The following is a 21,682-nucleotide window of genomic DNA, read 5'->3' as shown; positions in this document are numbered from 1 at the left end:
CAAATTTTATTTTTTGATAAAAAATTGAATAGTAATTTTAGTAGTAATGGATGTTTACACGGGAGTAAAACTGCGGGTGTCGCGTAGATTATTACTATTTTTATGCATAACAATTGAGTCGCTAGTATGCTCATGTATTTCCTCTCCAGTTGTTGGACAAACAGCTAAAGTATTAACCCTCAACCTTGAGGGGGCAATAACTAAAGCTGAAGCAAATAATCCACAATTGATGACTGCACAGGGAAGTATTAATGTTGCTCAAGCAGGAGTAGCAGTCGCCAAAGATAGACCAAATCCCAGATTCTCGCTAGATATACCTTTTGGGGAAGCTGAGACTAAACGTATCGTTGGTATTGAACAACTAATTGAATTGGGGGGTAAGCGTGGGACACGTCTGGCTTTAGCCAACTCCCAGGTGCAACAAGCCCAACTACAGCTAGACTATTTCCGTTGGCAAATTCGTACTCAAGTACGTCAGGCATATACAGAGTTAGCCATTGCTCAAGGAGCGCAGCAAAATGCAGAACAATCTCTTGCTATCAACCAGCAACTTGTATATATTGCCAAACTACGTTTTCAAGCTGATGATGTGGCCAAAGCCGATGTTGTTCAAGCTGAATTTGCCTTCTCACAAGCACAGCAAAAAGTTGAACCAGCAGTGAATCGCGTCCATCAGGCTATCATTCGTCTAAATACTCTACTAGGTCAGTCTACTGACACAGTAATTAATTTGGTGGATGGGCAGGCATTCACGTTTTCTCTAAATGGTTCACAGCAAGGACTAGCAGTTATCACAAAACTGCCGGAGGTAACGGGACTAAAAAAATTAGCGAAAGCGTCGCGCTTAGATTTAGCTTTAGCTGAACAACAAATACAAATAAACAATAACCAAATTCAGGTAGCTCGCTCGGCTCGCATTCCGGATTTTACCTTAGCGGCATCATTTGTTTGGGACCCTGGTCTGAGTACAGCTAGTGCGCCTTCTCCGACAACAACAGCAGTCATCTTAGGAGCAAGGGTGGATTTACCTGTGTTCAATAGCGGTGCGAGTGGAGTAAAGCAGGCGCGTGCTAATTTTTCTGTGGCCCAAGCACAGAAAATAGCTTTAGAATCACAAGTTGATTCTGAAGTTGCAATAGCTTACGAAAATATTATCAGTGCCCAACGCCTACTGGAGCGCGATCGCACAGTTTTACTACCGCAAGCTCTAGAAGTTCTAAATTTATCTCGCAATAGTTATCAGTACGGTCAAACTAGTTTGAGTGATGCTTTGCTCAACCAGCAGTCCGTACAATCTGTATTTGATAATTTCTACGCTGATATCCTCGCCTACCAAACGGCTTTAGGCGCACTAGAGCAAGCTGTCAATCTACCCATGTCTGCGATTAATAACATCAATGCCCCCAAAACTCCTTAAAAAAGCAGGATGTTTGCATTTAGTACTTCCTTGGGCAAACATCCTGACCACTATCTCGCTGTTCCTACTGCTAGTTGGCTGCCAAGGCAAAGATCCACCAACTGATGAAGCAGCAGCGGTGTCCTTGCCTGTTGTAAACGTGCAACGCCAAGATATACCTGTGGAAGTCAACATTGGCGGCATGGTTAGTGCCCCACCCAATACCAGCGCTAAAGTCAGCCCAACTGTAGCTGGAAAACTTGCAGTTGTTACCGTCGTACCTGGTCAGAAGGTGGCTAAAGGGCAGTTAATTGCTCGATTGGATAATCGTCAGAGTCTTGATCAATTAAACCAAGCAACAGCAGCGTTACGTTCAGCCCAAGCCGGTGTTGCTCAGGCGCAGATTAATCTAGAACTTGCACAGAAAAGTTTAGAGCGATCGCGTCGTCTCTATAATCAAGCCCTTAATCCTACTCAAAAAGCCACAGATCCAGGCATACTCGGAGCCAGAGCAGGCGTGGCTCAAGCTCAAAGCAATCTTGCTCTTGGCGAAAAAAACTTGCAGCGACAAAAAATACTCTTTAAAAAAGGCGTAGCACCCAAGAAGGACTTGTTTGCAGCCCAAAATCAGCTTGAAACTGCCCAAGCTGCTTTGGTTACTGCCCAAACTGCCGTGCAACAAGTTGTACCTCAGAAAGATGTGATTGCAGCCCAATCTCAGGTTGAAACATCTCAAGCTGCTCTGGCGGGCGCAATTGCTCAACAAGAACAGGCTAAAGCTTCCCGCGACCTTGCTCAAACCCAACTCAGCTTTACTGACATTTATAGTCCGATATCTGGAGTTGTAGCTACTCGATTTCTGAATAATAGTGATACTACAGACCCTGCCACACCAATCATTCAGGTTGTTAACTTATCAAAAGTGATAGTCAACGCCAACTTACCTGCTGACAAGAAAGCTAATATTCGTGTCGGTCAAAGCGCCAAGATTCGCAGCCTTACAGGCGGTAGCTATTCTGGTGATGTTACTGCTATTAGCCCGATTGTCGATCCCCAAAGTAATACCCGCAGCATTCAAATTAGCGTTAACAATTCTCAGACACAGCTCAGAGAAAACCAAGCCGTAACTATTTCGATTATTACAGAAATCCACTCAGCGGCAATTACAGTACCCCAAACTGCTTTAGTGCCAGATCCAGATAATCCCACTGGACGCATGGTTTACACTGTGCAAGCTGGGAAACTGGAGCGGAAAAAGGTAAAAACTGGTATCCAGCAGAGCGATTTGTCTAATGGGGATAGCTTTGCTTCACACGTTGAGATTTTATCAGGGTTGATGGGCAACGAAAGAGTAGTAGCTAAAGGTGCTTATGGTTTAGCAGATGGTACTGCTATACAGGAGGTAAAACAGTGATTCGCTTTACAAAACTGCTGCAATCCCAAGCAAAAGCAATTTACCTAATATTTGTGCTGATTGCCCTTTTAGGAATTTTCGCTTACAACAGTTTGCCCAGTGGAGTTTATCCCGAATTATCCTTTCCTCGAATTACGGCGATCGCTGAAGTCGGAAATCTTGCTCCAGAAGAAGTAGCTCTTACAGTTACTCGTCCTTTAGAAGAAGCTACCAACCAAGTTTATGGAGTTGAGAGGGTACGCTCTAAGACTGCTCGTGGCTCTACAGAACTTTCGATTGAGTTTCAGCCTACAACCGATATGCAGCAGGCTTTACAGCAGTTAGAAGCTAAAATTAATGAAGTACGAAGTACTTTGCCATCTGGCGTTAACCTGACGGTTGAACGGGTTACTCCCGCCATCTTTCCAGTACTCAGCTACAATGTCACCACTGACACTCTGGCACAAACAGACCTTTATACAATTACTCAATATCAGATTTTGCCTCGCTTAACCAGGGTTGCAGGTGTGGCCCGTGTCAATCTTCAGGGGGGAAACATCTCGGAAGTCGAGGTACAAGTTGACCCAAATCGTCTGCAAAGTTATGGCTTGAATCTATCGCAAGTTGCTGATACAATCCAGCGCTCTACTCAAAACCAAGCAGTTGGTAAACTAGATAGCAACTATCAGCAAAATTTACTAGTTACTAGTGGTCAGCCCATAGACGCATCTGCACTAACAGGGATTGTGGTGACGATGAAAGGTGCTGGTAAACCTGTATTTTTACAGGATTTGGCACAAGTCTCTCTAGGCGAAACTGACCCGATTCAAATTGTCAGTGCTAAAGGTAAACCCGGACTAACACTAAATATATTCCGTCAGCCTAATAGTAATGTTGTGGCAGTTACTGAGGCGGTAGAGCAGGAAATCAAATCACTGGAGAAAAGCTTACCGCCAGGTGTGCAAATCACCAAAGCTTATGATGAATCAGGATTGGTAGTGGATGCGATCGCCAATGTTCGGGATGCGATCGCTATTGGCATTCTCCTAATTATCATTGTGCTGTACGTTTTCCTGCGAGAATGGCGCAGTACGGTGATTGCTTCTATCACTATTCCTCTATCGGCGCTGGCTGCCTTTGGGGTGCTATCCTTTGTCGGTCAAAGTCTAAATTTAATGTCTTTGGGAGGATTAGCGGTAGCAATTGGCTTGGTGATTGACGATGCAATTGTTGTGATTGAAAACATTGATCGCCAGTTGCAAAGAGGCTTGAACCCCAGTGCAGCAGTAGCCGCAGCGATGGCAGAATTAACTGAGCCTGTGATTAGTTCTACGATCACTACAGTAGCAGTTTTTGTACCTTTGGGATTGTTGTCAGGTGTTGCCGGACAATTCTTTACCAGTCTTACAATTACATTAACCGCTGCTGTTGTTTTCTCCCTACTACTAGCGCTGACTCTCACTCCCTTGCTAGGTGCAAAGTGGCTACGGAGTAACTCGAATCACTCAACACCAAGGTTATTAGTCAAACTAGACAATGCTTATACGCGGCTGTTGCGTTTTGTGTTTGGCAAAGTGCGTTGGGTAGGCGCGATCGCACTATTTTTACTTGCAGTAGGAGCAGTATTATTTACACAATTGGGTTCAGATTTCTTACCAGCATTCGATGAAGGCAGCTATATCATTGATTACCTCGCCCCAGCGGGAACATCGTTAACTGAAACAGACTTGCTCGCACATCAACTAGAAGAAATTATCGCCAAGACTCCAGAAATCACTACTTGGACGCGACGCACTGGTGCAGAAAATGGTTTGTTTGCTACTCAGCCAAACAAAGGTGATATTGTTGTTGTTCTGAAATCGGCAGATCAACGTCAACGCAAAATCTTTGATATCATCGAAGAGCAACGGCAGGATATATCTGCAAAATTACCCCAGTTAAACATTGACTTCCATCAAATTTTGCAGGACGAACTTGACGATTTATCTGGTGCGGCTAGTCCTGTAGAGGTGCGAATCTTTGGAGAAGATCCAACAATTCTGCGTAACTTAGGGGAGCAAGTTCAATCTCGCATTGAGAAAATCTCTGGTTTGGTAGACTTAGCATCTAGTGGTGGAGTAATTTTAGCGCAGCTAGATATGCACGTTAACCCCACTCAAGCTGGCCAGTTGGGATTAACAGAATCCGAAGTTGCACAGCAAGTACAGGATGGCTTGTTTGGGCGGGTAGCAACTCAAATTCGCCAGGGCGATAGGTTAGTGGACGTGCGCGTTCATCTTTTAGATACAGTCCGTAGAGATCCCCAACAAGTCAACCAAATCCCTATTGTTGGCACGAATGGTGCTACATTACCCCTTTTTGCTGTAGCCACAATCAAATCAACTACAGGCGAAGAAGCAATTTTACGCGAAAATCAGCAGCGTTATGTTTCTTTCACTGCTGGTGTGGAAAAACGCGATCTCGGTTCTGTGGTGCAAGATATCAACAAAAAATTAGCTGGATTAAAACTGCCTCAAGGTTACATCCTCTCAGTCGGTGGATTAATTGCCTCTCAGCAAGCATCTTTCTCACAATTGCTGTTAGTTATGGGTTTAGGTGTTTTACTAGTGTATTTAGTGCTAGTTTTACAGTTCCGCGATTTCTTGCAACCATTAGTAATTTTTACGACAATCCCCTTAGCACTTTTAGGAGTAATTTGGGGTTTATGGATTACTAAAACACCGCTAAATGTTTCATCATTTATGGGAATTATTTTGCTCGTAGGTTTAGTAGTAAAAAATGGAATTATTTTATTGGAATACACCAACCGTTTACGTTCAGAAGGTCAGTCTGTTGAATCGGCTTTAATTGAAGCTGGTCGTGTAAGACTACGACCAATTTTAATGACTACACTCTGTACTATTCTAGGTTTACTACCTTTAGCTTTGGGTTTGGGTGCAGGCGCAGAGTTGCAAAAGCCATTAGCGATCGCAGTTATTGGTGGGCTTTCTTTATCTACTATTTTTACACTCATATTTGTACCAATTGTGTTTCGTTTAGTCTGCCGATTGCGCCCAGAATAGTAGTTTATTTTGCCAAAAATTGATCTTGCTTTTGTTTAAGAGAGATATAGCGTTTCTCTCACAGATGAGGTACATGCATGATACTAAGAAGCCTGTCAATTAAGGATTTTAGTCTACCTCACGCGAATAGGAACCGCTATAATGCACTGGCAAGCACACCGTAAAACAGCTGCCAACCTCCAGCTGACTTGTGACTGTAAGGGTGCCTCCATGATTTTGGACAAGACTTTGAGCGATTGCTAAACCCAACCCGAAGCCTCTAGACCGATAAGACCGTGCCTCATCCGCCCGCCAAAACCGCTCAAAGACTTGCTGGAGATGTTCTGGGGCTATCCCAATTCCCGTATCTTTTACACTTACATATACCTGTTGAGCGACAAGATTAGTTTGGATTTCAACTGTACCGGTTACTTTTGTGTATTGAAGGGCATTTTCAATTAAATTAACAAAAACTCTTGTCAGCTGAACTGAATCACCTTGCACATATAGCGGTTCACTCAGTTTGGCTGTTAAATTGATTTCTTTCGCGTCGGCTTGAGGCTGATAGAGGTGGGCTAGCTGATGTAAAATTTCCGCTAGATTTACAATTTTTCGTTTCGATATTTTAATTTGGTCGCTTCGAGCTAGGAGTAGCAAATCTTCAGTGAGGCGAATCATTTGGTCAGCTGCACTAGCGATCACCTGAAATTTTTTAGCATCTGTAGAGCGCATTCCCTCTGGATATTCTAGTGCCACTTCTACATTTGCTGTAATTGCCATCAAAGGAGTCCGAAGTTCGTGAGATGCATCTCCTGTAAACTGTTTGAGTCGTTGGAAACTCCGCTCAATTGGTTGCATTGCCTTACGAGTTAGCCAAACTCCACCAACGCTACTCAGCACTAAAGTAATGACAACACCAATACCTAAACCCCAATCCAACTCAGTCAGCGTTTCATCAAATTCTTTTAAGGATTGACTTGCCCTCACATAGCCAATCAAGCGACCATTGTCATTATCAATTACAGGTAAAGTAATTCCTTGAAGGCGAACTTTGCCAATCTTCTGAAATTGCATAGTTTGATTGAGAGAAAAAGGCAAAGTTAAAACATATTTTCCTTGTTGTCCTACCAAACGATGTTGAAGGTCGTACCACTGCAAAGCTTGATGATAAGTAATTAGTTCTTGGATGGGAAAGTCATTTTCTAATTGCGGACGACCATTTTTAAGTTCAGCATTAGCCGCAGCGCTTTGTCCTAAAATCATCAGGTTTTCTGTAAGTCTTTGACTGAGACTGCGAGTAAACATTACTCGGACTGCCAATGCAAATATCCCTAGCAGTGAAGCGAAAACAACTAGATAAGATAGCAGTAATTGATACCGGGTTTTCTGAAACACAATACGGTTTTCCCACCAGATATTTAATCAGCTACTTGTAGACGATAGCCTATCCCATACACACTTCGGATCAAATCTGACTCACAGCCCGCGGCTTTAATTTTCCGTCGCAAGTTGGTTAGGTGAGTTTTGATAGTTTCTTCTCCTGGTACTTCGTCAAATTCCCAAAGTTTTTCTAGCAGTTCTGAGCGAGTAAACACCCGCGTCGGACTTCTCAAAAATACTTCTAGAATCGTGTATTCTTTTGGAGTTAATGGGAGACGATTGTGTCCATAATTTACTTCACAGGTGCTTGGATCTAGTTGTAAATTTCCATGAGTTAAAATCGTGGGTTTAATATCTAGACTTCGGCGCGATAAGGCTCTAATTCTAGCAGCTAGTTCTGCTAGTTTAAACGGCTTCACCAGATAATCATCAGCTCCGGCATCCAGTCCAATGACTTTATCTGCGGTTGTATCTTTGGCTGTCAACATCAAAATAAGAGCCTGACATCTCTCGGCTCGTAAATGTTTACACAAGGTAATTCCATCAAGCCGAGGTAACATCAAATCTAACAAAATTAGGTCATAGGGAACAATGAGCGCCTGTTCAAAACCTGTAATCCCGTCCGGCGCTAGATCCACTACATGATATTGATGTCTTAAATGTTCAGTTAAAGGTTCAGCAATCCGCTGGTCATCTTCAATTAGCAGGATTCTCATTTCTAGGGAAGAGGGGTGCGTGGGGTAGAATTGCGAATTGCCGTGACCCTTTTACCACTCATAGTCACGATGGTTTACTAAATGAATTTGTGACTATTCTAACATAATTAGTTAATTCAAAGCCATTAGCCGTAAGTGTTTGACGGACTTTTTCGCTCAACAAAGCAGCGAGTTCTACTGTACCTGCTCCTGGTGAACCATTGAATGGTTCACCAGGAGCAGGTACTGCGGGATGGAAATAAATCTCCACTAAGTCTGCCTCAATCTGGGGTATGAGACCGAGCAAATATTCCTCAGTCATACTGCCAGTTGCCAATAACCCGTAGACGCGGTTAGCGTAATTAATATTTTGAGATGTGAGCAGAGTCTCACCATAGCGGCGCAGGAGACTAAACACCCCCGACCAAACTAACTTGGTCAGTAACCTACGTCTATCAAGCTTCAGGCTCATCCCCAATTCTTCATTTGGCAGACGGATAACTCGAATATTAAACTCCTGTGCCAATTCTACCAAGATACTTAGTACGAAGGGATGAGAGTGTAGGTGTAAATGTCCATCTACATGAGAAAGAGATAGTCCAGAATCGCGGAATTTGATCAACTGGGCGCGGATTTCTCGCCGCAATTCTGAGCGTGCGGCGCTCTGAAATTGGTAGCGTAACCCAGTTTTGAGGGGGCTATCTGGGAAGTTCCCATTTGATGAAACCAAATGAGGAATTTGGGTGGGCGGCAAGACTGCCCGGCCACAGACCAAAACTAGATGTAAGCCAACAGCTAGATTGGGATGATTATGTGCCAAAGCGATCGCCTCCTGGGCTGCATCACCGCTCACCATCAGGCTAGTACTGGTTAGTATACCTTGTTTATGTGCTTTAATAATCGCTTGATTGACGCCGCTAGAGAAGCCGAAGTCATCACCGTTGATAATGGCAAAACGACGCCGCAAGATGTTAATTCCTTGGCTACTAGGCATTGGGCATTGGTGTTGTAATTGAAACTAATTTACCCCCTTTTGTCAACTTTAGTCGCTGTCCTCGCCACGTAATAGTGCTGCCAAGGAAGCCATAACACCAAATAGGAAACTGAATCAAATCGCGTAAAGGGATGACCCAAAAAAACTTTTTGGTATTTAAATCATTAAGAATATTCACCCCAACTATCCAGCCGATTAGGAACCGCATCATCCAAGTCATAATTAGCCCCATCCACCCTGCTATTGATCCTTTTGTAGCCAATAACAAAAGTAGACTAGCAACTGTACCGAAAGTAAAAAGCAATCCCAGATAGCCCCAAGGACGAGAAACGCGGATACAACGCGCCCAACGAATTTGACGCCCAATAGCATCAGCTAAAGTGGTAGGACCCAAAACATGATCAACTACATAGTTAGATAACACAACCTTGTAACCTATTTGGGCTGGTAGGTAGCCGAGTTGGAAATCGTCCGCCAAATAATCAGCAATCGCTTCAAATCCACCGATTGCTTTGAGTACTAGTTTCCCGATAACAATTGTAGAACCACAGGCAAATTTTGTCCCTTGTAGTTGATTACTTACTAAAACGCCTGCATGAAAATCTGTAGCAGTAGCAATCGCCTCTAAGGTTGCTACCCATCCTTGTGCTAAAGAACGATACATACAGGTGACAACACCAACTTTATGATCTTTGAGAGGTTGAATGACTCGTTGTAAATAGTCTGTCCCGACTCGAATATCACTATCAGCTATGACCAAGATTTCATGTTTAGCGGCGGTGACAGCATTTGCTAGATTACTCACCTTCAGGTTGGCACCAATGATCCGGTCGCTCACGACCAGATGAATATCTACATCTGGAAATTGCTGAATGATTTTCTCGACAACTTCTATGACAGGGTCTTCGGGATCGCATACACCGAAGATCATCTGATACTCTGGATAATTTTGTTGACAGAATGAGGCAAAATTTTCGTAAGCATAACTATCTAGCCCACAAATTGGCTTGAGAATGGTAAGAGGCGGATGGAACTCAGGATCGATGAGATCAGGGTGATTGGCAAAGGTTATCGCTGCATATATTCCATAACAATAAAATAAGACAGTCGATAGACACAGAACTAACAGCAGAACATTAATGATTGTCATCTGAAAAATTAGCTTAAATTCTAATTTTTTTAGATATGAAGCTGATGATTGCATAACTTAATCAGGTAAGGGTAAGCTCAACGAAGCTGAAACTTACTCCCACATAATGTTTAAAAACTTTTTTGAAAATTCCAATTTCAAATTAGTTTTTTAACCAATCAGCCATCACAGCAACTATCAAAAATAAGTAAGTTGGCACAATAAAATCAAACTGTGTGAAGAAAAGTAAATAAGGCTCAAACCCTTTTTCCCCCTGCTATAAATGTTTTTGATGGTATTGCTATGATGGCTAGTATTGAAAATAAACCGCTGCTACCTAGTGTGATGCCTCTTTGCATGAACAGGTTTTTTATAATGGGTTTTTTGATACCTAGCGTGGCTTCTTCTATGGGGCTTTGCAACAGCCACTTTTCTAACATCACTAGCTTCTCTATCCCCATCTTCATGACTACTATCACGATCATGAGGGCTATCAACTTCTGCAACTTGGACACCGCTGGAAGACTGCGATGCAGTTAAAAGCCTATATGGGAATTGATTTGCATACGTTGCCTGTGTATAACTACTAAATTCCAAAATACTTACAACAACAGTTGACAGAATAGTTTTTGTGAAATTTTTCATGATCCAAAGCAAGATTGAAATTGAAGTCAGCAACTCAATAATAGGTATCAATTGTCAAGAACTGGAAAAGATTTTGGTAAAATATAGGACTTACGCACTGTACAAAATAATCATGTTGTGTATGAACGTAAATACGCCGTTTCAGGTTTTTATTAATCAATTCATGGATGGTAAGTAGACCAGCGTCGTCGGGGCAATTCATGAATTGCCCCGACGATGAATGTGGTTTTTCAAATCACCCATACTTGGTCTTTTCTGTCAATGCGTAAGTCCTAAAATAGACCTCTTGCACGAATAGTAAACCTTTTGTCAATACCAAAATTGATGGTGAGTCAGTGCTAGAGCGATCGCTTCTGAGGCTGCATCACCATTTACCATCAAGCTGGTACTAGTTAGTATGTCTTGCTCATAAACTCCGAATAATCCCTTAATTCACACCCCTAGAAAAGCCGAAATCATCACCATTAATAATGGCGAAACGACGAGGCAATTGTAGAATTTCGCGGATGTTCATAGGGAATTGGGGATTGGAAAAAGAAAAGTATAAAATATTAGACTAAATCTTACCCTAGCCTGCGGCAAACAGCTACGTGTCTACGGGTTCTGCTTACAGTACAGCCTTTAGAGGTTGTAATCAAATAAGTTTGCCAACCTTCTCTACGAGACACTATGCGAACGCAAAGGGCTTGGAAGCGAGTTTGTTCCCCCATGAGTGATTTTGAAGGTTTACAGATAACCAATAAGTTTGACAAACTTTTTCTTAAACAGGTACTTAGCCTGCATCAAGAGACAGTTCTCAATCCCCAATATTTAAACCGCAGCCGCCTGACTAGATTGCGCGTGGGCAATCGCTTGAGTTCGGCGTTCCTTCAGGTAGGAAAAGAACTCCACACCTTCACGTAGGCGACGCACCATCATTTGACGGTCAGCTAGCATTTCCCGTACAATGGGGATGATAGCTTTGGGACGGAAGTAAAATTTCCGGTACATTCGTTCAACTGCATCTTCAATTTCCGCACTGGAAAAGGTGGGATATTGCAACGTAGAAGTTTGAATGCCAGAGTTAGCTACTAGATGTTGGTTGGTAAACCAGGCGTTAGCTTTGGCTTGTTCATAAAGTTCCGTCCCTGGATAGGGTGCGGCGATAGAAACTTGAATAGTATGGGGACTGAGTTCGCAGGCAAACCGAATCGTCTCTTCTACGGTTTCTTGAGTTTCAATCGGTAACCCGATGATAAAAGTTCCGTGGACAGTAATTCCCAGTTGGTGGCAGTTTTTCATAAATTCTCGTGCCACTTCTAACTTAATTCCCTTTTTAATCCGGTTGAGAATATCTTGGTTCCCAGATTCAAACCCAACTAGAAGCAAGCGTAAACCGTTATCGCGTAGTTGTTTAAGGGTATCGTAATCTAGGTTAGCGCGGGCATTACAACTCCAAGTGAGCTTGAGCTGCTTCATGTGTTCACTGATAGCGATCGCTCGATGTTTATCAATGGTAAAGGTGTCATCATCAAACATATATTCCTGCACCTTGTCGCCAAATATGGCTTTGGCTTGTGCCATCTCTCGTCCTACAGCCTCCGGGCTTTTGTGGCGGTAGAGGTGACCACCAATTGTTTGTGGCCAAAGACAAAAGGTGCATTTTGCCGGACAACCGCGTCCAGTGTAAAAGGAAATATAAGGATGTTGGAGATAACCAATGAAATACTTAGTAATATCTAAATCCTTAGCGTAAATTGGCAGGACACTAGGCATAGCATCCCAATCATGAATTAAGGGACGCTCTTCATTGTGGCGGATTTGTGAAAAGCGATCGCGGTAACTTAGTCCTTTAATTTCTTCCCAAGGTTTACCTTCCGCTAGTTCTTTACAGGTATAGTCAAATTCATTGCGGCACACAAAGTCAATAACTTGGTTATCCCGTAAAGTTTCTTCTGGTAAGACTGCTACATGGGCACCCACCAAACCAATCTGTACACTTGGATTCGTAGCTCTAATAGCTTCAGCACAATTAACATCGTTAGCTAGTGATGGTGTACTGGTGTGCATGATAATTAATTCGTAATCTTTAGCGATTTGCAGCACGTCATCCACAGTCTGACCATGTGGTGGCGCATCTACCAGTTTGCTACCAGGTACAAGCGCCGCAGGTTGCGCTAGCCATGTGGGATACCAAAACGATGTAATTTCGCGCTTGGCTTGGTATCGGGAACCAGCACCGCCATCAAACCCATCGAAAGAAGGAGGATTGAGGAATAGCGTTTTCTTCACTGATATCTCTTCTTAATATTTGAGCAAGATAGTTACCTATCTCACGTATTTTATTTGAATTTACAACAATTTAGTTTGCTCCGAGTAAATCCGCCTATCTAGCCGACTGCTAACTTTCTTACGCAGATCACACTTCAGGCAAGCCGCGATGAACTTTCCCCACGGCTTGCCTGAACTGTAGCAAGGGGAAATCTTTTATCTCAATCCCTGCTATGAGATCCATCAACACTGCCCTCAGTCCCCGCTGATGACGCATGAACCACGCGGTTCAATTGTCTACATTGAAAGTCTCACGTCCACTTTTGTAGAGGAGTTGCTCTGGTGATGGGACAGCTTAGTCATCTCGATTGCTCTTAATCCTCGTTCCAGGCAATGCCTTAGTTCCTTCAATCCGTACACCTGTTAAGAGATTGGAATTAAGACCCAGAGCATTCAAAACAGTTACAGCAATTTGAGTTGTACGAACCCGATCATTTACTGTTGTGCCCTTTACATGATTTGATAAACCATCACCACCGATGACTAGAGCGATGTTGGTCGCATCCTCAGTAAACAAAGCACCGTGTTCAGCAATTTTCTTACCTTTTGAAGGATTACCAACAAAGATATAGCCAGGAAGGGTCTGGATGAACACATCAGGCGTGCGGTTGTCCGGGTTAGGGCTGGGAGCCAGACCAAGCTGATAGGCTAAAGCCCCAGAGTAAACTTTGGCAATGCCAGGATTACAGATAGGTGCTGAAGTCGTAGAGCCTGATGAAGTACCTGTACAGAGAGGGAGATTTGTCAAACCGCGCAGATATTGAGTGACATCACTAATCTTGCTTTGATTTTTGAGCCAAACCAGAGAGACATCATCCTGAGTAGCCTGACTTACGGCATTAGGATCTCCAAGGTGGAAGTCGATGGCATCCGGGATCAGGTTATCTTTAAGCAGAGTTCCGACACCATTTCGGGGGTCTTGACCATGTTTAGCGACCAGAACCACCAGGGTATTCTTAGCTAGATGTGGATTACAGCGAATCGCTGATAGAATTTGACCAATACTCTTATCAGTATGCTGCAAAGCATCAGTCAAAACGTTAGACGGTCCTTTGGGAGGAGTAGCCCCGATCGCATTTGGATTGTTAGTCGGATTACCGCTGTTGTTGATGCCGCCAGCAAGTGCCTTTTCAGCAACGCTTACAGCTTGAAAGTTCATTGCAAAGATGTTAGGAACTGGTGCATTTTCAGTTCCTAAAGAGTTTCGCCCACCAATTTCATTGAGAATGGCTTTAACTTTCAAGTCGTCGTAAGCCTTGGTATAGGTTGTGTTATCTGTGACGACATGAGCGTTTGGAGCGATTACGGGCTTGTGATTTGCGTCAAAGGAAATAGCATCTGTCAACAAGCCGTTTCTATCGAAGATGACACTTGCATTGATCTCAGGGGAGTAGTAGTCGTTAATCGAGTCGCCACCACGTCCTTGAACGACATTGTAGGCACCTGCGTGTTTATCAGAAAAGGCAGTGTACAGCCCAGCGTTATGAGCCACATTGAAAATCGTATTGATGTCGGGATTGAGATATTGCCAAGGATAAACTGGTTTACATCTGCCGCTAGAGCAATTTTGGGGCAACCGAGTTTTGTCGATGCTCCCCAAGCCATAGTCCCCTCGCACAAAGCCTTTGGTCGGGTCGCCGCTGATATAACCACCACCATCAAGTCTCCAAATGACATTGTTCGGATCTGGATGGCTGGGATCGGCAGGAATGGAATAATCGAGCAATTCAAAGTAGGTTGCTTCAGTTCCCAAGGGGCTGTTAATATTACCACCTTCAGCGATCGGTGCAGTCAAGTTGCGAGCATAGGTATCATCGTAGTAAACGCCAGTGGTCGCAGGACCTGCACCAGTGAGGTAGGACAGAGTTCCTGGGAAAGAGTCGGATGGGCTAGTAGTCAAGGCGTTAGGGTAAGTTACCCCCACTGAACGGAGGCTATTGATGTTGGTTAAGTAGCGTTGCAGTCCTGGGTCTAGAATATCTGCACTACGCAAGCCATCTACAGATAGAATTAGCACATGCTGATATGCTCCAGGGGCAATAGCTGCGATCGCAGTCCGGTTAGGAATTGCTATAGAAGCAGAAACACCACAAACCATCGTGAGGGCAAGTGCCAGTTTGAAACGGTTAAATATCATTAACTAGTCCTAGTGGAATTTAAGTTCAAGTGAACATTGAAACCCCGTGAGGTGGGCAGTGCCAGCCCTTTCAATGCATTCATTTGTACTATATTCTTGGACTCTGGATTAATTCTTGGGCTATAGTCTTTACGAGATTTTCTGGTACAAAATGCTTAATCAAAGATACCATATTTTGATTGTCTTTGATGTTGTAATCGCCCTAATGGCCATCGATAGTCTCAAGCCTTAGTTTCACAGCCTCTGCAAGGAGAGGGTTTCAGCCAGTGATTTAATAGTTCATTTGTTTGCCTTGGAAAGGCTGGCACTGCCCACCCTATGAAGTCATATTAGATTTAAGACGCAAAACTTGCTGGTGTTTGCCCCAGGAATCCAAGGCATACACGTGTTTAAGAGTGTCTTCATTTATTTTTAAATGTAGCAATTGGAATAATCTATTTCTGTAAGGTTAAGGAAGAGTTATAAAAAATTTAATAAGTAGTTAAGCTTTTGCACAGTATGTTTATTGAAACAGAATTCAGTCCTTCTGGAGTCAGAATACAGGAAAGTTTTTCTGGTGTGACTGCAATTTACTTTCTTATGGCAGATGACTCAACACAGTCTTAAACGGACTTCAAAGGAAACCACTAGCGCGTCTGTAGCCGTGTAGTCGAGACTTACAAAACAAGGTGCAATCTAATTGCTAGAAAGGGGATTAATTTTTATTGAAGTTTAATACTTATACCTTCGGGTAGACGGAAAACACTATTCTAATTTATAAGCTAGTTATTAAGTTTTTTGATGGATAAAATTATGCTAACCATTATTGCTTGAATAATTCTGGGTTTAATTGCTGGAGCCATAGCGAAAGCTATTAATCCCGTTCGTGAGCGTGGTGGAATTGCTTCAACTATGGTTTTCGTTTTAGGTATGGTCGGTGCTGTAATCGGAGGAATTTAAGTTACTCATTTAATGACAGAAAAATCTCAGTTAACTGCTGTAAATCTCAGTATCACCGGTATAATTGTTGCTGTAATTGGCGCAATGATTGCCATCTTCCTCTGGAACTTATTGGCTAATCGTGCCACTTAATCGAGCCAGTTATTAGTTGAATTAAGTTGCTAAAAAAATCATGCTTAGAGTCAGTTTATTAGTAATTCATCCTTTCAGATTTTACGTAAATATAAATTACTCCACTTCCTAAAAGTTAGTGGAGTAATTTATATTCGACTATTAGTAATGAATCATCGCTAATATTGCTATTTTCACTGTCCAAGCTAAATTAGTCTACAGCTTTCTTAAGTTCATCTTTAATGTTTTCTACAGTGTGAGCAACTTGGGCTTCAGCTTGCTTTGCTTGTCCTTCAGCTTTCTCTTGTGGATTCCCGGTTATTTCGCCCACAACCTCTTGAATTTTTCCTTCAATATTTTTTGCAGTAGCTTCTATTCTTTTTTCGGCAGTCATGGTTTTTATTTCCTAGCTTATGGTTGATTCAGCTATTACATAAACTAACAATAGCGGATTGTTTTTTACTTCCATCAAACGATAGAATAATTTGGTTGATTATATTATCTTAAGATAGATCCGGGTTGCTACAAAAGCACGCAACGTAAAAAATGTGAATATATAGCAATCCTATTTGATTTGTGAAAATTCCCGGTGTCCAGATCCGCGACTTCGTAAAAGTTGTCGGGGATCTAACTTTTCATGAATGATTTAGGACTGCTATATGCATCTTCATAGAGAATTGGTATAAGTAAAAGCAAATTTTCAACAAAAGGAAAGTAAAGGAGTGGCAACAAAACGTCAAAAAAATGTATGGAAGAGTGAGATTAATGACATCATTCGGGGTGCTTGTGGAGGTTTTTTATTTGGCATACCCTTGCTGTATACAATGGAGGTGTGGTGGATTGGATCACTGGCAAAACCACAACTGATGATGATGGCGATCGCATTCATGTTTATTGTGGTTTACTTGCTCAATCAGATAGAAGGGTTTCGGAAACGCAGATATAGCTGGCTAGCTCATCAAGTCGCAATGGATGCCGTAGAAGCGATCGCGATCGGACTAGTACAGCACGGCGGAAATTAAGTATCCATTAAACAGCCAAAACCTTGCCCTTATAAGTCCATTTAAATAGTTTTGCCATAGTGCGATTAAAGTAGTCGATAAAATCAAGGATGCGCGTTTTAAGATTATCAATGCTTGAAAAGCTTGCACGCTAAACTCGTTGTGACCCAAATCCTCTTTCATCCAGTAGAAATACTATTTAATTAGTATAAATATATTTTTATTACTGATAAAAAGATTTGGCGTAGGCGTAGCCCGCCTTCTCTACAAGACGCTACGCGAACGGCGTCGCACCTTTTTTGCAGAACCTCACAAAATCGCATTGCTCCCATATTACATCGGCAGAGTAATAATAAACTTTGTCCCCTCACCAGGCATTGACAAGCAGTTGACTTGTCCATTGTGTTTATCGACAATAATTTGGTAGCTTATAGCTAATCCCAGCCCGGTTCCCTTGCCCACAGCCTTGGTTGTGAAAGATGGCTCAAAAATTCGAGATTGCACCTCAGCAAGCATACCGGGGCCGTTATCTTGGATGCATATTGTGACGGTTTGTTGCTGAGATTCAACTGATGTAGTAATGGTGATCATGTTCGGGCAAACAGCAATCTTTTGATCAGAGTGGTTTTGATTGAGTTGATCAAATTCATCAATGGCATTGGCGATGATATTCATGAACACCTGGTTTAGTTGTCCGGGATAGCAACTGATTGCAGGTAAATCACCGTATTGTGTTACAACTTCAATTTTAGGGCGATCGCCGTTGCCTTTGAGTCGATGTTTCAACAGCATTAAGGCGCTATCGATTCCTTCGTGAATCTGAAACTCCACTTGAGATGAAATGTCTGTGCGAGCAAAAGTTCTCAGAGAGAGGCTGATATCTTTAAGACGGGTAATTCCCTGGTGCATTGATGCCATTAGTTTCGGCAGATCCTCTACCAGATATTCCAAGTCGATTTCTTCAAGAAGCTCTTGAATTTCCGGATCTGGCTGCGGTAGCTTCTGCTGTTGGAGACTCACCAGCCGAAACAGATCATTCACATATTCTTCAATATAGGATAAATTTCCGCTCACAAAACCAACCGGATTATTAATCTCATGACCAATACCTGCAACCATCTGCCCGATAGTGGACATTTTCTCACTCTGGATCAGTTGTAATTGGGTTTGTTGTAACTGCTGTAAAGATTCAGTTAATTCTGCGGTGCGCTCTTGCACACGTTCTTCTAATGTGCGGGTGAGAAGGGAAATTTTCAGGTGTAACTTTAAACGAGCAATGACTTCTTCCTGTTGGAAGGGTTTGGTAATGTAGTCAACTGCACCTATTTCCAGTCCCGCCACCTTGTCTGTAGAATCGGAGAGGGCAGTCATGAAAATTACCGGAATATTCTGAGTTATAGGATTAGTTTTCAGCCGGCGACAAGTTTCAAATCCATCAATACCTGCCATCATCACATCCAAGAGAATGAGATCGGGACGGGCATATTCTGTTTGTTCGATCGCTGACTCTCCATCTGTTGCCATGAGCGCTTTCCAGCCACACCCCTGAATCGCTTCATATAGCACCTTGAGATTATTAGGATTGTCATCCACCAACAAAATATATATGGGTTTGGAGAGAGGAACAGTAATCATGGACTTAACTCCGTTGTGACAAATGATTTGAGGAACTTACGGATTTTTCCGGTTTGGAAACTGGCAGTGAGTTTGCTCAACTCTGCCCCGAAGGGAGCTAGCTGACTGTTTTGCTCAATTAGCTCTCCTAACATTCCCTCGATCGCCGAGATATCCCCCATCATTGCCAGATGATAGAGTTGTTGTAAAACATCCTGGGATGGTAGAACCCATTCACTACGAGTTACCTGCTCACCTTTGGGAGACGGCTGCTGAGGCGAAGATTGAGCATATATCCACTCTACTTTCAACAGCGATCGCAGTTTATTGAGTAGTTCCTCGATCTGGAGGGGTTTGGGCAGGAATACTGTTGCCCCTGCCTCTACACTCCGATGGCGATTTGACTCAGAGACGTTGGCACTAGAGACGATAATGGGAATAGAATGGGTTTGCGGATTCCCTTGCAGGTGAACCATTAGCTCAAAACCATCCATATTGGGCATAGATAAATCGAGCAGAATCACATCTGGATTGTGTTCAGTTGCCACCTGTAGACCATCTTTGCCATCGATCGCTTCCAGAGTTCGACAACCAATTTCTTGCAGCAGACTGGTCAACATAGAACGGTGGTTGCGATCGTCATCGACAATGAGAATCTGAGGCGCACTACCCCGAACCCCGGTAATTTTCTGGGGAATTGGGGCTGCATCTACGCCCGTCGTAGACATCGCACCTCCATGCCAGTCATGAACAAGTGGGACTGCTACTGTCAAATCTAGCCAAAACAGACTTCCTTCGCCCAGGTGACTCTGCACCTGAATTTGGCTCTCCATCAATGCCGCAATTCTGTGGCTAATCGCCAATCCCAAGCCAGTACCTTCAGATCGCTGTTTTGCTTCACCCACTTGCTCAAAGGGCAAAAAGATTTTTTCAAGTTGGTCTTGTGACATCCCAATACCTGTATCTTCAATCTGAAAACGAATCTTCTGATGTGTCATTTGTTTAGACTCTTGACCAATGACCAATACTTCGGCTTCGCTCAGTACAAGTGACGAATGACTAATGACTTCTACTTTGAACGTTACGCCACCGCTATCTGTAAATTTGATCGCGTTGCCCAGCAAGTTAATCAACACTTGCCGCAGCCGTTTTTCATCGACTTCAATCACAAGTGGTAGGCGATCGCTAATTAAGATATTAAATCCAATCCCTTTCTGTTTGGCCCGGATACCACAAATCTCAGTCACACCATGTAAGAAATTGGGCAGATGCACATTGGTTAAAACCAAATCCAATTTTCTCGCTTCTATTTTCGAGAGATCGAGAATGTCATTGATCAGCATCAACAGGTGTGATCCGCATTGGTAGATAATGCCGACTCCTTCCAGGTTTTTAGCTGTCATGTTTGGCGATTGTTCTAGTACTTGGGCAAAACCAAGGATGCCATTGAGAGGTGTGCGTAATTCGTGGCTCATATTGGCGAGAAATTCACTCTTGGCTTGATTGGCAGCATCGGCAGCAAGCTTTGCTTGAACCAATTCATGAGTTCGTTCTTCGACTTTTGTCTCCAGGGTTTTGGAATAATCTAATAGTTGACTGTTGGCAATTTCCAGTTGGCGATTTATTTCTTCTAACTTCTGCTGTTTATAGGCGTTCGTTGTCGCAATCACACTAGCAATAAACGCGGCTAAGGCGGGTGTTACCGGAATTAAAACACCATACAAAAACATCCCATAGCCACCCCATACACAGGCTCCACTGATGCCTACAGTTGCCCAAAGAATTTTGCCGCCGGGAATCCGTCGCCCGGTACGCGCACTAGCTAACCACCAACTACCCCCAGAACCGATAATAGACCAAAAAACAATCCAGAGTGATAGAGAAATGCCAGAAACACCGTGTAGGCTGGATTTTCCGGTTTTTGCCCCTTGTACTAGTTGATGAGCAATATTGGCATGAACAACCACACCTGGAGTCGGTTTTTGAGCAGATACCCAAGAAGAGAAGGGTGTGCTGAAGAAATCATTGGTACTGGAGGCGATTGAACCAATAAATACCATGCGATCGCGCATCAAATCTGCCGGAATTCTCCCTGCTAAGACATCGCGCATGGCAACTGTCCGAAATGCAGCATCCGTTCCATACCAATTGAGCAGAATTTGATAGCCTCCTAAATCGGCATCAGTATAACCTGCTTCTTGATTTTGCAGTGGCAGGTAAATTTCCTTGCCCAACTGAAACTTTTGCTGCTTGGGGTCAATGCTTTCTAAGCTAATTTTCTCAGCTTCCAGGTACTTAAGGGCTACAAGGGTTGCTAGTCCGGCTTTAATGGTATTTTGCTCTTTAGCATCTTCAGCTGTCAGGAGCGCACGACGCACAAAGCGATCGCCATCCAACACTAAATCTGCTAATCCTACCTGATCCTTTTTTTTCAATTCCGGTGGGGGATTGACGCGTTCACCGGTAATTTTCTCAACTCCGATTAAATTAGGAGTGTTGCGGAAGACTTGAACAAGTTGCTCATGTCCGTTTCCTTCTGGTAAATCTCGATAGAGATCCAATCCGATGGCTCTAGGCTCCTGCGCCCGGATTTTTTCTAATAATTGTGCCAGCGCCCAGTCTGGAATTGGCCATTTCTGCACCGATTGGATATCGCGCTCATCGATTGTGACAATCACAATCTCATTAGCGATCGTCTGGGACGTTGGCGTAGCCCGCCCTTGGCATCGCTGACGAACCCATTCGTCACGAATTTTCCATTCTGGTAAATTGAAAAGTCCCAACGATTGCCCAACCATAACCGTCAAGGCAACGCTGGGAGTAATAATCAAAACGCTACGAGTGCGTTGGATAAAAGCCTGGAATCTGCGCCACCCACATATTTTTGCCATACAGTT

General features: G+C 43.2%; 13 protein-coding genes and 2 pseudogenes. 5 read left to right on the top strand and 10 right to left on the bottom strand.

The annotated features are described in order from the left end of the window. The first annotated feature begins 46 nt into the window (after nt 1–46). The 3 genes from V7K30_RS20260 to V7K30_RS20250 are packed head-to-tail and all read left to right on the top strand — an operon-like array spanning nt 47 to nt 5,851. The gene (locus V7K30_RS20260) at nt 47–1,417 is read left to right on the top strand and encodes a TolC family protein (protein ID WP_335002281.1); all 1,371 of its coding nucleotides are present in this window, start codon (nt 47–49) and stop codon (nt 1,415–1,417) included. Further along, nucleotides 1,398–2,810, top strand: a complete 1,413-nt coding sequence (locus tag V7K30_RS20255) for an efflux RND transporter periplasmic adaptor subunit (protein WP_335002279.1) — start codon at nt 1,398–1,400, stop codon at nt 2,808–2,810. Before V7K30_RS20260 ends, V7K30_RS20255 begins: the two co-directional genes overlap by 20 nt. Continuing rightward, the gene (locus V7K30_RS20250) at nt 2,807–5,851 is read left to right on the top strand and encodes an efflux RND transporter permease subunit (RefSeq protein WP_335002277.1); all 3,045 of its coding nucleotides are present in this window, start codon (nt 2,807–2,809) and stop codon (nt 5,849–5,851) included. Before V7K30_RS20255 ends, V7K30_RS20250 begins: the two co-directional genes overlap by 4 nt. A 108-nt stretch (nt 5,852–5,959) precedes the next feature. On the opposite strand, the gene V7K30_RS20245 is transcribed toward V7K30_RS20250, so the two are convergent. The 7 genes from V7K30_RS20245 to V7K30_RS20215 all read right to left on the bottom strand — a co-directional run bounded on the left by V7K30_RS20245 (nt 5,960) and on the right by V7K30_RS20215 (nt 15,120). Next, complete coding sequence (locus V7K30_RS20245; RefSeq protein WP_335002275.1) at nt 5,960–7,225, bottom strand: sensor histidine kinase; 1,266 nt, start codon at nt 7,223–7,225, stop codon at nt 5,960–5,962. A gap of 23 nt (nt 7,226–7,248) precedes the next feature. Then, complete coding sequence (locus V7K30_RS20240) at nt 7,249–7,926, bottom strand: response regulator transcription factor (protein WP_335002273.1); 678 nt, start codon at nt 7,924–7,926, stop codon at nt 7,249–7,251. Nucleotides 7,927–7,990: 64 nt separating this feature from the next. Continuing rightward, entirely contained in the window at nt 7,991–8,899 is a 909-nt protein-coding gene (hpnK, locus tag V7K30_RS20235; RefSeq protein ID WP_335002271.1) for a hopanoid biosynthesis-associated protein HpnK, read from the bottom strand. Beyond that, nucleotides 8,892–10,049, bottom strand: coding sequence for a bacteriohopanetetrol glucosamine biosynthesis glycosyltransferase HpnI (gene hpnI, locus V7K30_RS20230; protein WP_335002269.1), 1,158 nt, complete (start codon nt 10,047–10,049; stop codon nt 8,892–8,894). Before hpnI ends, hpnK begins: the two co-directional genes overlap by 8 nt. A 312-nt stretch (nt 10,050–10,361) precedes the next feature. After that, the gene (locus tag V7K30_RS20225) at nt 10,362–10,673 is read right to left on the bottom strand and encodes a hypothetical protein (protein ID WP_335002267.1); all 312 of its coding nucleotides are present in this window, start codon (nt 10,671–10,673) and stop codon (nt 10,362–10,364) included. Nucleotides 10,674–11,483: 810 nt separating this feature from the next. Continuing rightward, on the bottom strand, nt 11,484–12,944 hold the full coding sequence (gene hpnJ, locus V7K30_RS20220) for a hopanoid biosynthesis associated radical SAM protein HpnJ (protein ID WP_335002265.1): 1,461 nt from the start codon (nt 12,942–12,944) through the stop codon (nt 11,484–11,486). Between the two features lie 334 nt (nt 12,945–13,278). Further along, on the bottom strand, nt 13,279–15,120 hold the full coding sequence (locus tag V7K30_RS20215) for an alkaline phosphatase family protein (protein WP_335002263.1): 1,842 nt from the start codon (nt 15,118–15,120) through the stop codon (nt 13,279–13,281). An 813-nt stretch (nt 15,121–15,933) separates the two neighbouring features. On the opposite strand from V7K30_RS20215, the pseudogene V7K30_RS20210 reads away from it, so the two are divergent. Further along, nucleotides 15,934–16,191: pseudogene (locus V7K30_RS20210) on the top strand (GlsB/YeaQ/YmgE family stress response membrane protein). Between the two features lie 190 nt (nt 16,192–16,381). Here V7K30_RS20210 and V7K30_RS20205 read toward each other — a convergent pair. Continuing rightward, nucleotides 16,382–16,564: a CsbD family protein gene (locus V7K30_RS20205; protein ID WP_335002261.1), complete on the bottom strand. Its 183-nt coding sequence runs from the start codon at nt 16,562–16,564 to the stop codon at nt 16,382–16,384. A gap of 328 nt (nt 16,565–16,892) precedes the next feature. Here V7K30_RS20205 and V7K30_RS20200 point away from each other — a divergent pair. After that, a pseudogene (locus V7K30_RS20200) lies at nt 16,893–17,174 on the top strand (DUF2391 family protein); the annotation flags it as partial. Nucleotides 17,175–17,504: 330 nt separating this feature from the next. Here the strand turns inward: V7K30_RS20200 and V7K30_RS20195 are convergent. Next, nucleotides 17,505–18,806 (bottom strand): hybrid sensor histidine kinase/response regulator, encoded by a 1,302-nt coding sequence (locus V7K30_RS20195; protein WP_335002259.1) that lies wholly within the window; start codon nt 18,804–18,806, stop codon nt 17,505–17,507. Continuing rightward, nucleotides 18,803–21,676 (bottom strand): CHASE2 domain-containing protein, encoded by a 2,874-nt coding sequence (locus V7K30_RS20190; protein WP_335002257.1) that lies wholly within the window; start codon nt 21,674–21,676, stop codon nt 18,803–18,805. Before V7K30_RS20190 ends, V7K30_RS20195 begins: the two co-directional genes overlap by 4 nt. Nucleotides 21,677–21,682 lie beyond the last annotated feature (6 nt).

The organism is Nostoc sp., assembly GCF_036917655.1.
Classification (GTDB): Bacteria; Cyanobacteriota; Cyanobacteriia; order Cyanobacteriales; family Nostocaceae; genus Nostoc.
This window is presented reverse-complemented; position numbering and strand designations above follow the sequence as displayed.

Excerpts from the sequence above, each read along its gene's own strand:
- V7K30_RS20195 (WP_335002259.1), bottom strand. The coding sequence starts at position 18,806 with ATGATTACTGTTCCTCTCTCCAAACCCATATATATTTTGTTGGTGGAT.
- V7K30_RS20255 (WP_335002279.1), top strand. The coding sequence starts at position 1,398 with ATGCCCCCAAAACTCCTTAAAAAAGCAGGATGTTTGCATTTAGTACTT.
- V7K30_RS20215 (WP_335002263.1), bottom strand. The coding sequence starts at position 15,120 with ATGATATTTAACCGTTTCAAACTGGCACTTGCCCTCACGATGGTTTGT.
- hpnI (WP_335002269.1), bottom strand. The coding sequence starts at position 10,049 with ATGACAATCATTAATGTTCTGCTGTTAGTTCTGTGTCTATCGACTGTC.
- V7K30_RS20260 (WP_335002281.1), top strand. The coding sequence starts at position 47 with ATGGATGTTTACACGGGAGTAAAACTGCGGGTGTCGCGTAGATTATTA.
- V7K30_RS20190 (WP_335002257.1), bottom strand. The coding sequence starts at position 21,676 with ATGGCAAAAATATGTGGGTGGCGCAGATTCCAGGCTTTTATCCAACGC.
- V7K30_RS20205 (WP_335002261.1), bottom strand. The coding sequence starts at position 16,564 with ATGACTGCCGAAAAAAGAATAGAAGCTACTGCAAAAAATATTGAAGGA.
- V7K30_RS20225 (WP_335002267.1), bottom strand. The coding sequence starts at position 10,673 with ATGAAAAATTTCACAAAAACTATTCTGTCAACTGTTGTTGTAAGTATT.
- hpnK (WP_335002271.1), bottom strand. The coding sequence starts at position 8,899 with ATGCCTAGTAGCCAAGGAATTAACATCTTGCGGCGTCGTTTTGCCATT.
- V7K30_RS20240 (WP_335002273.1), bottom strand. The coding sequence starts at position 7,926 with ATGAGAATCCTGCTAATTGAAGATGACCAGCGGATTGCTGAACCTTTA.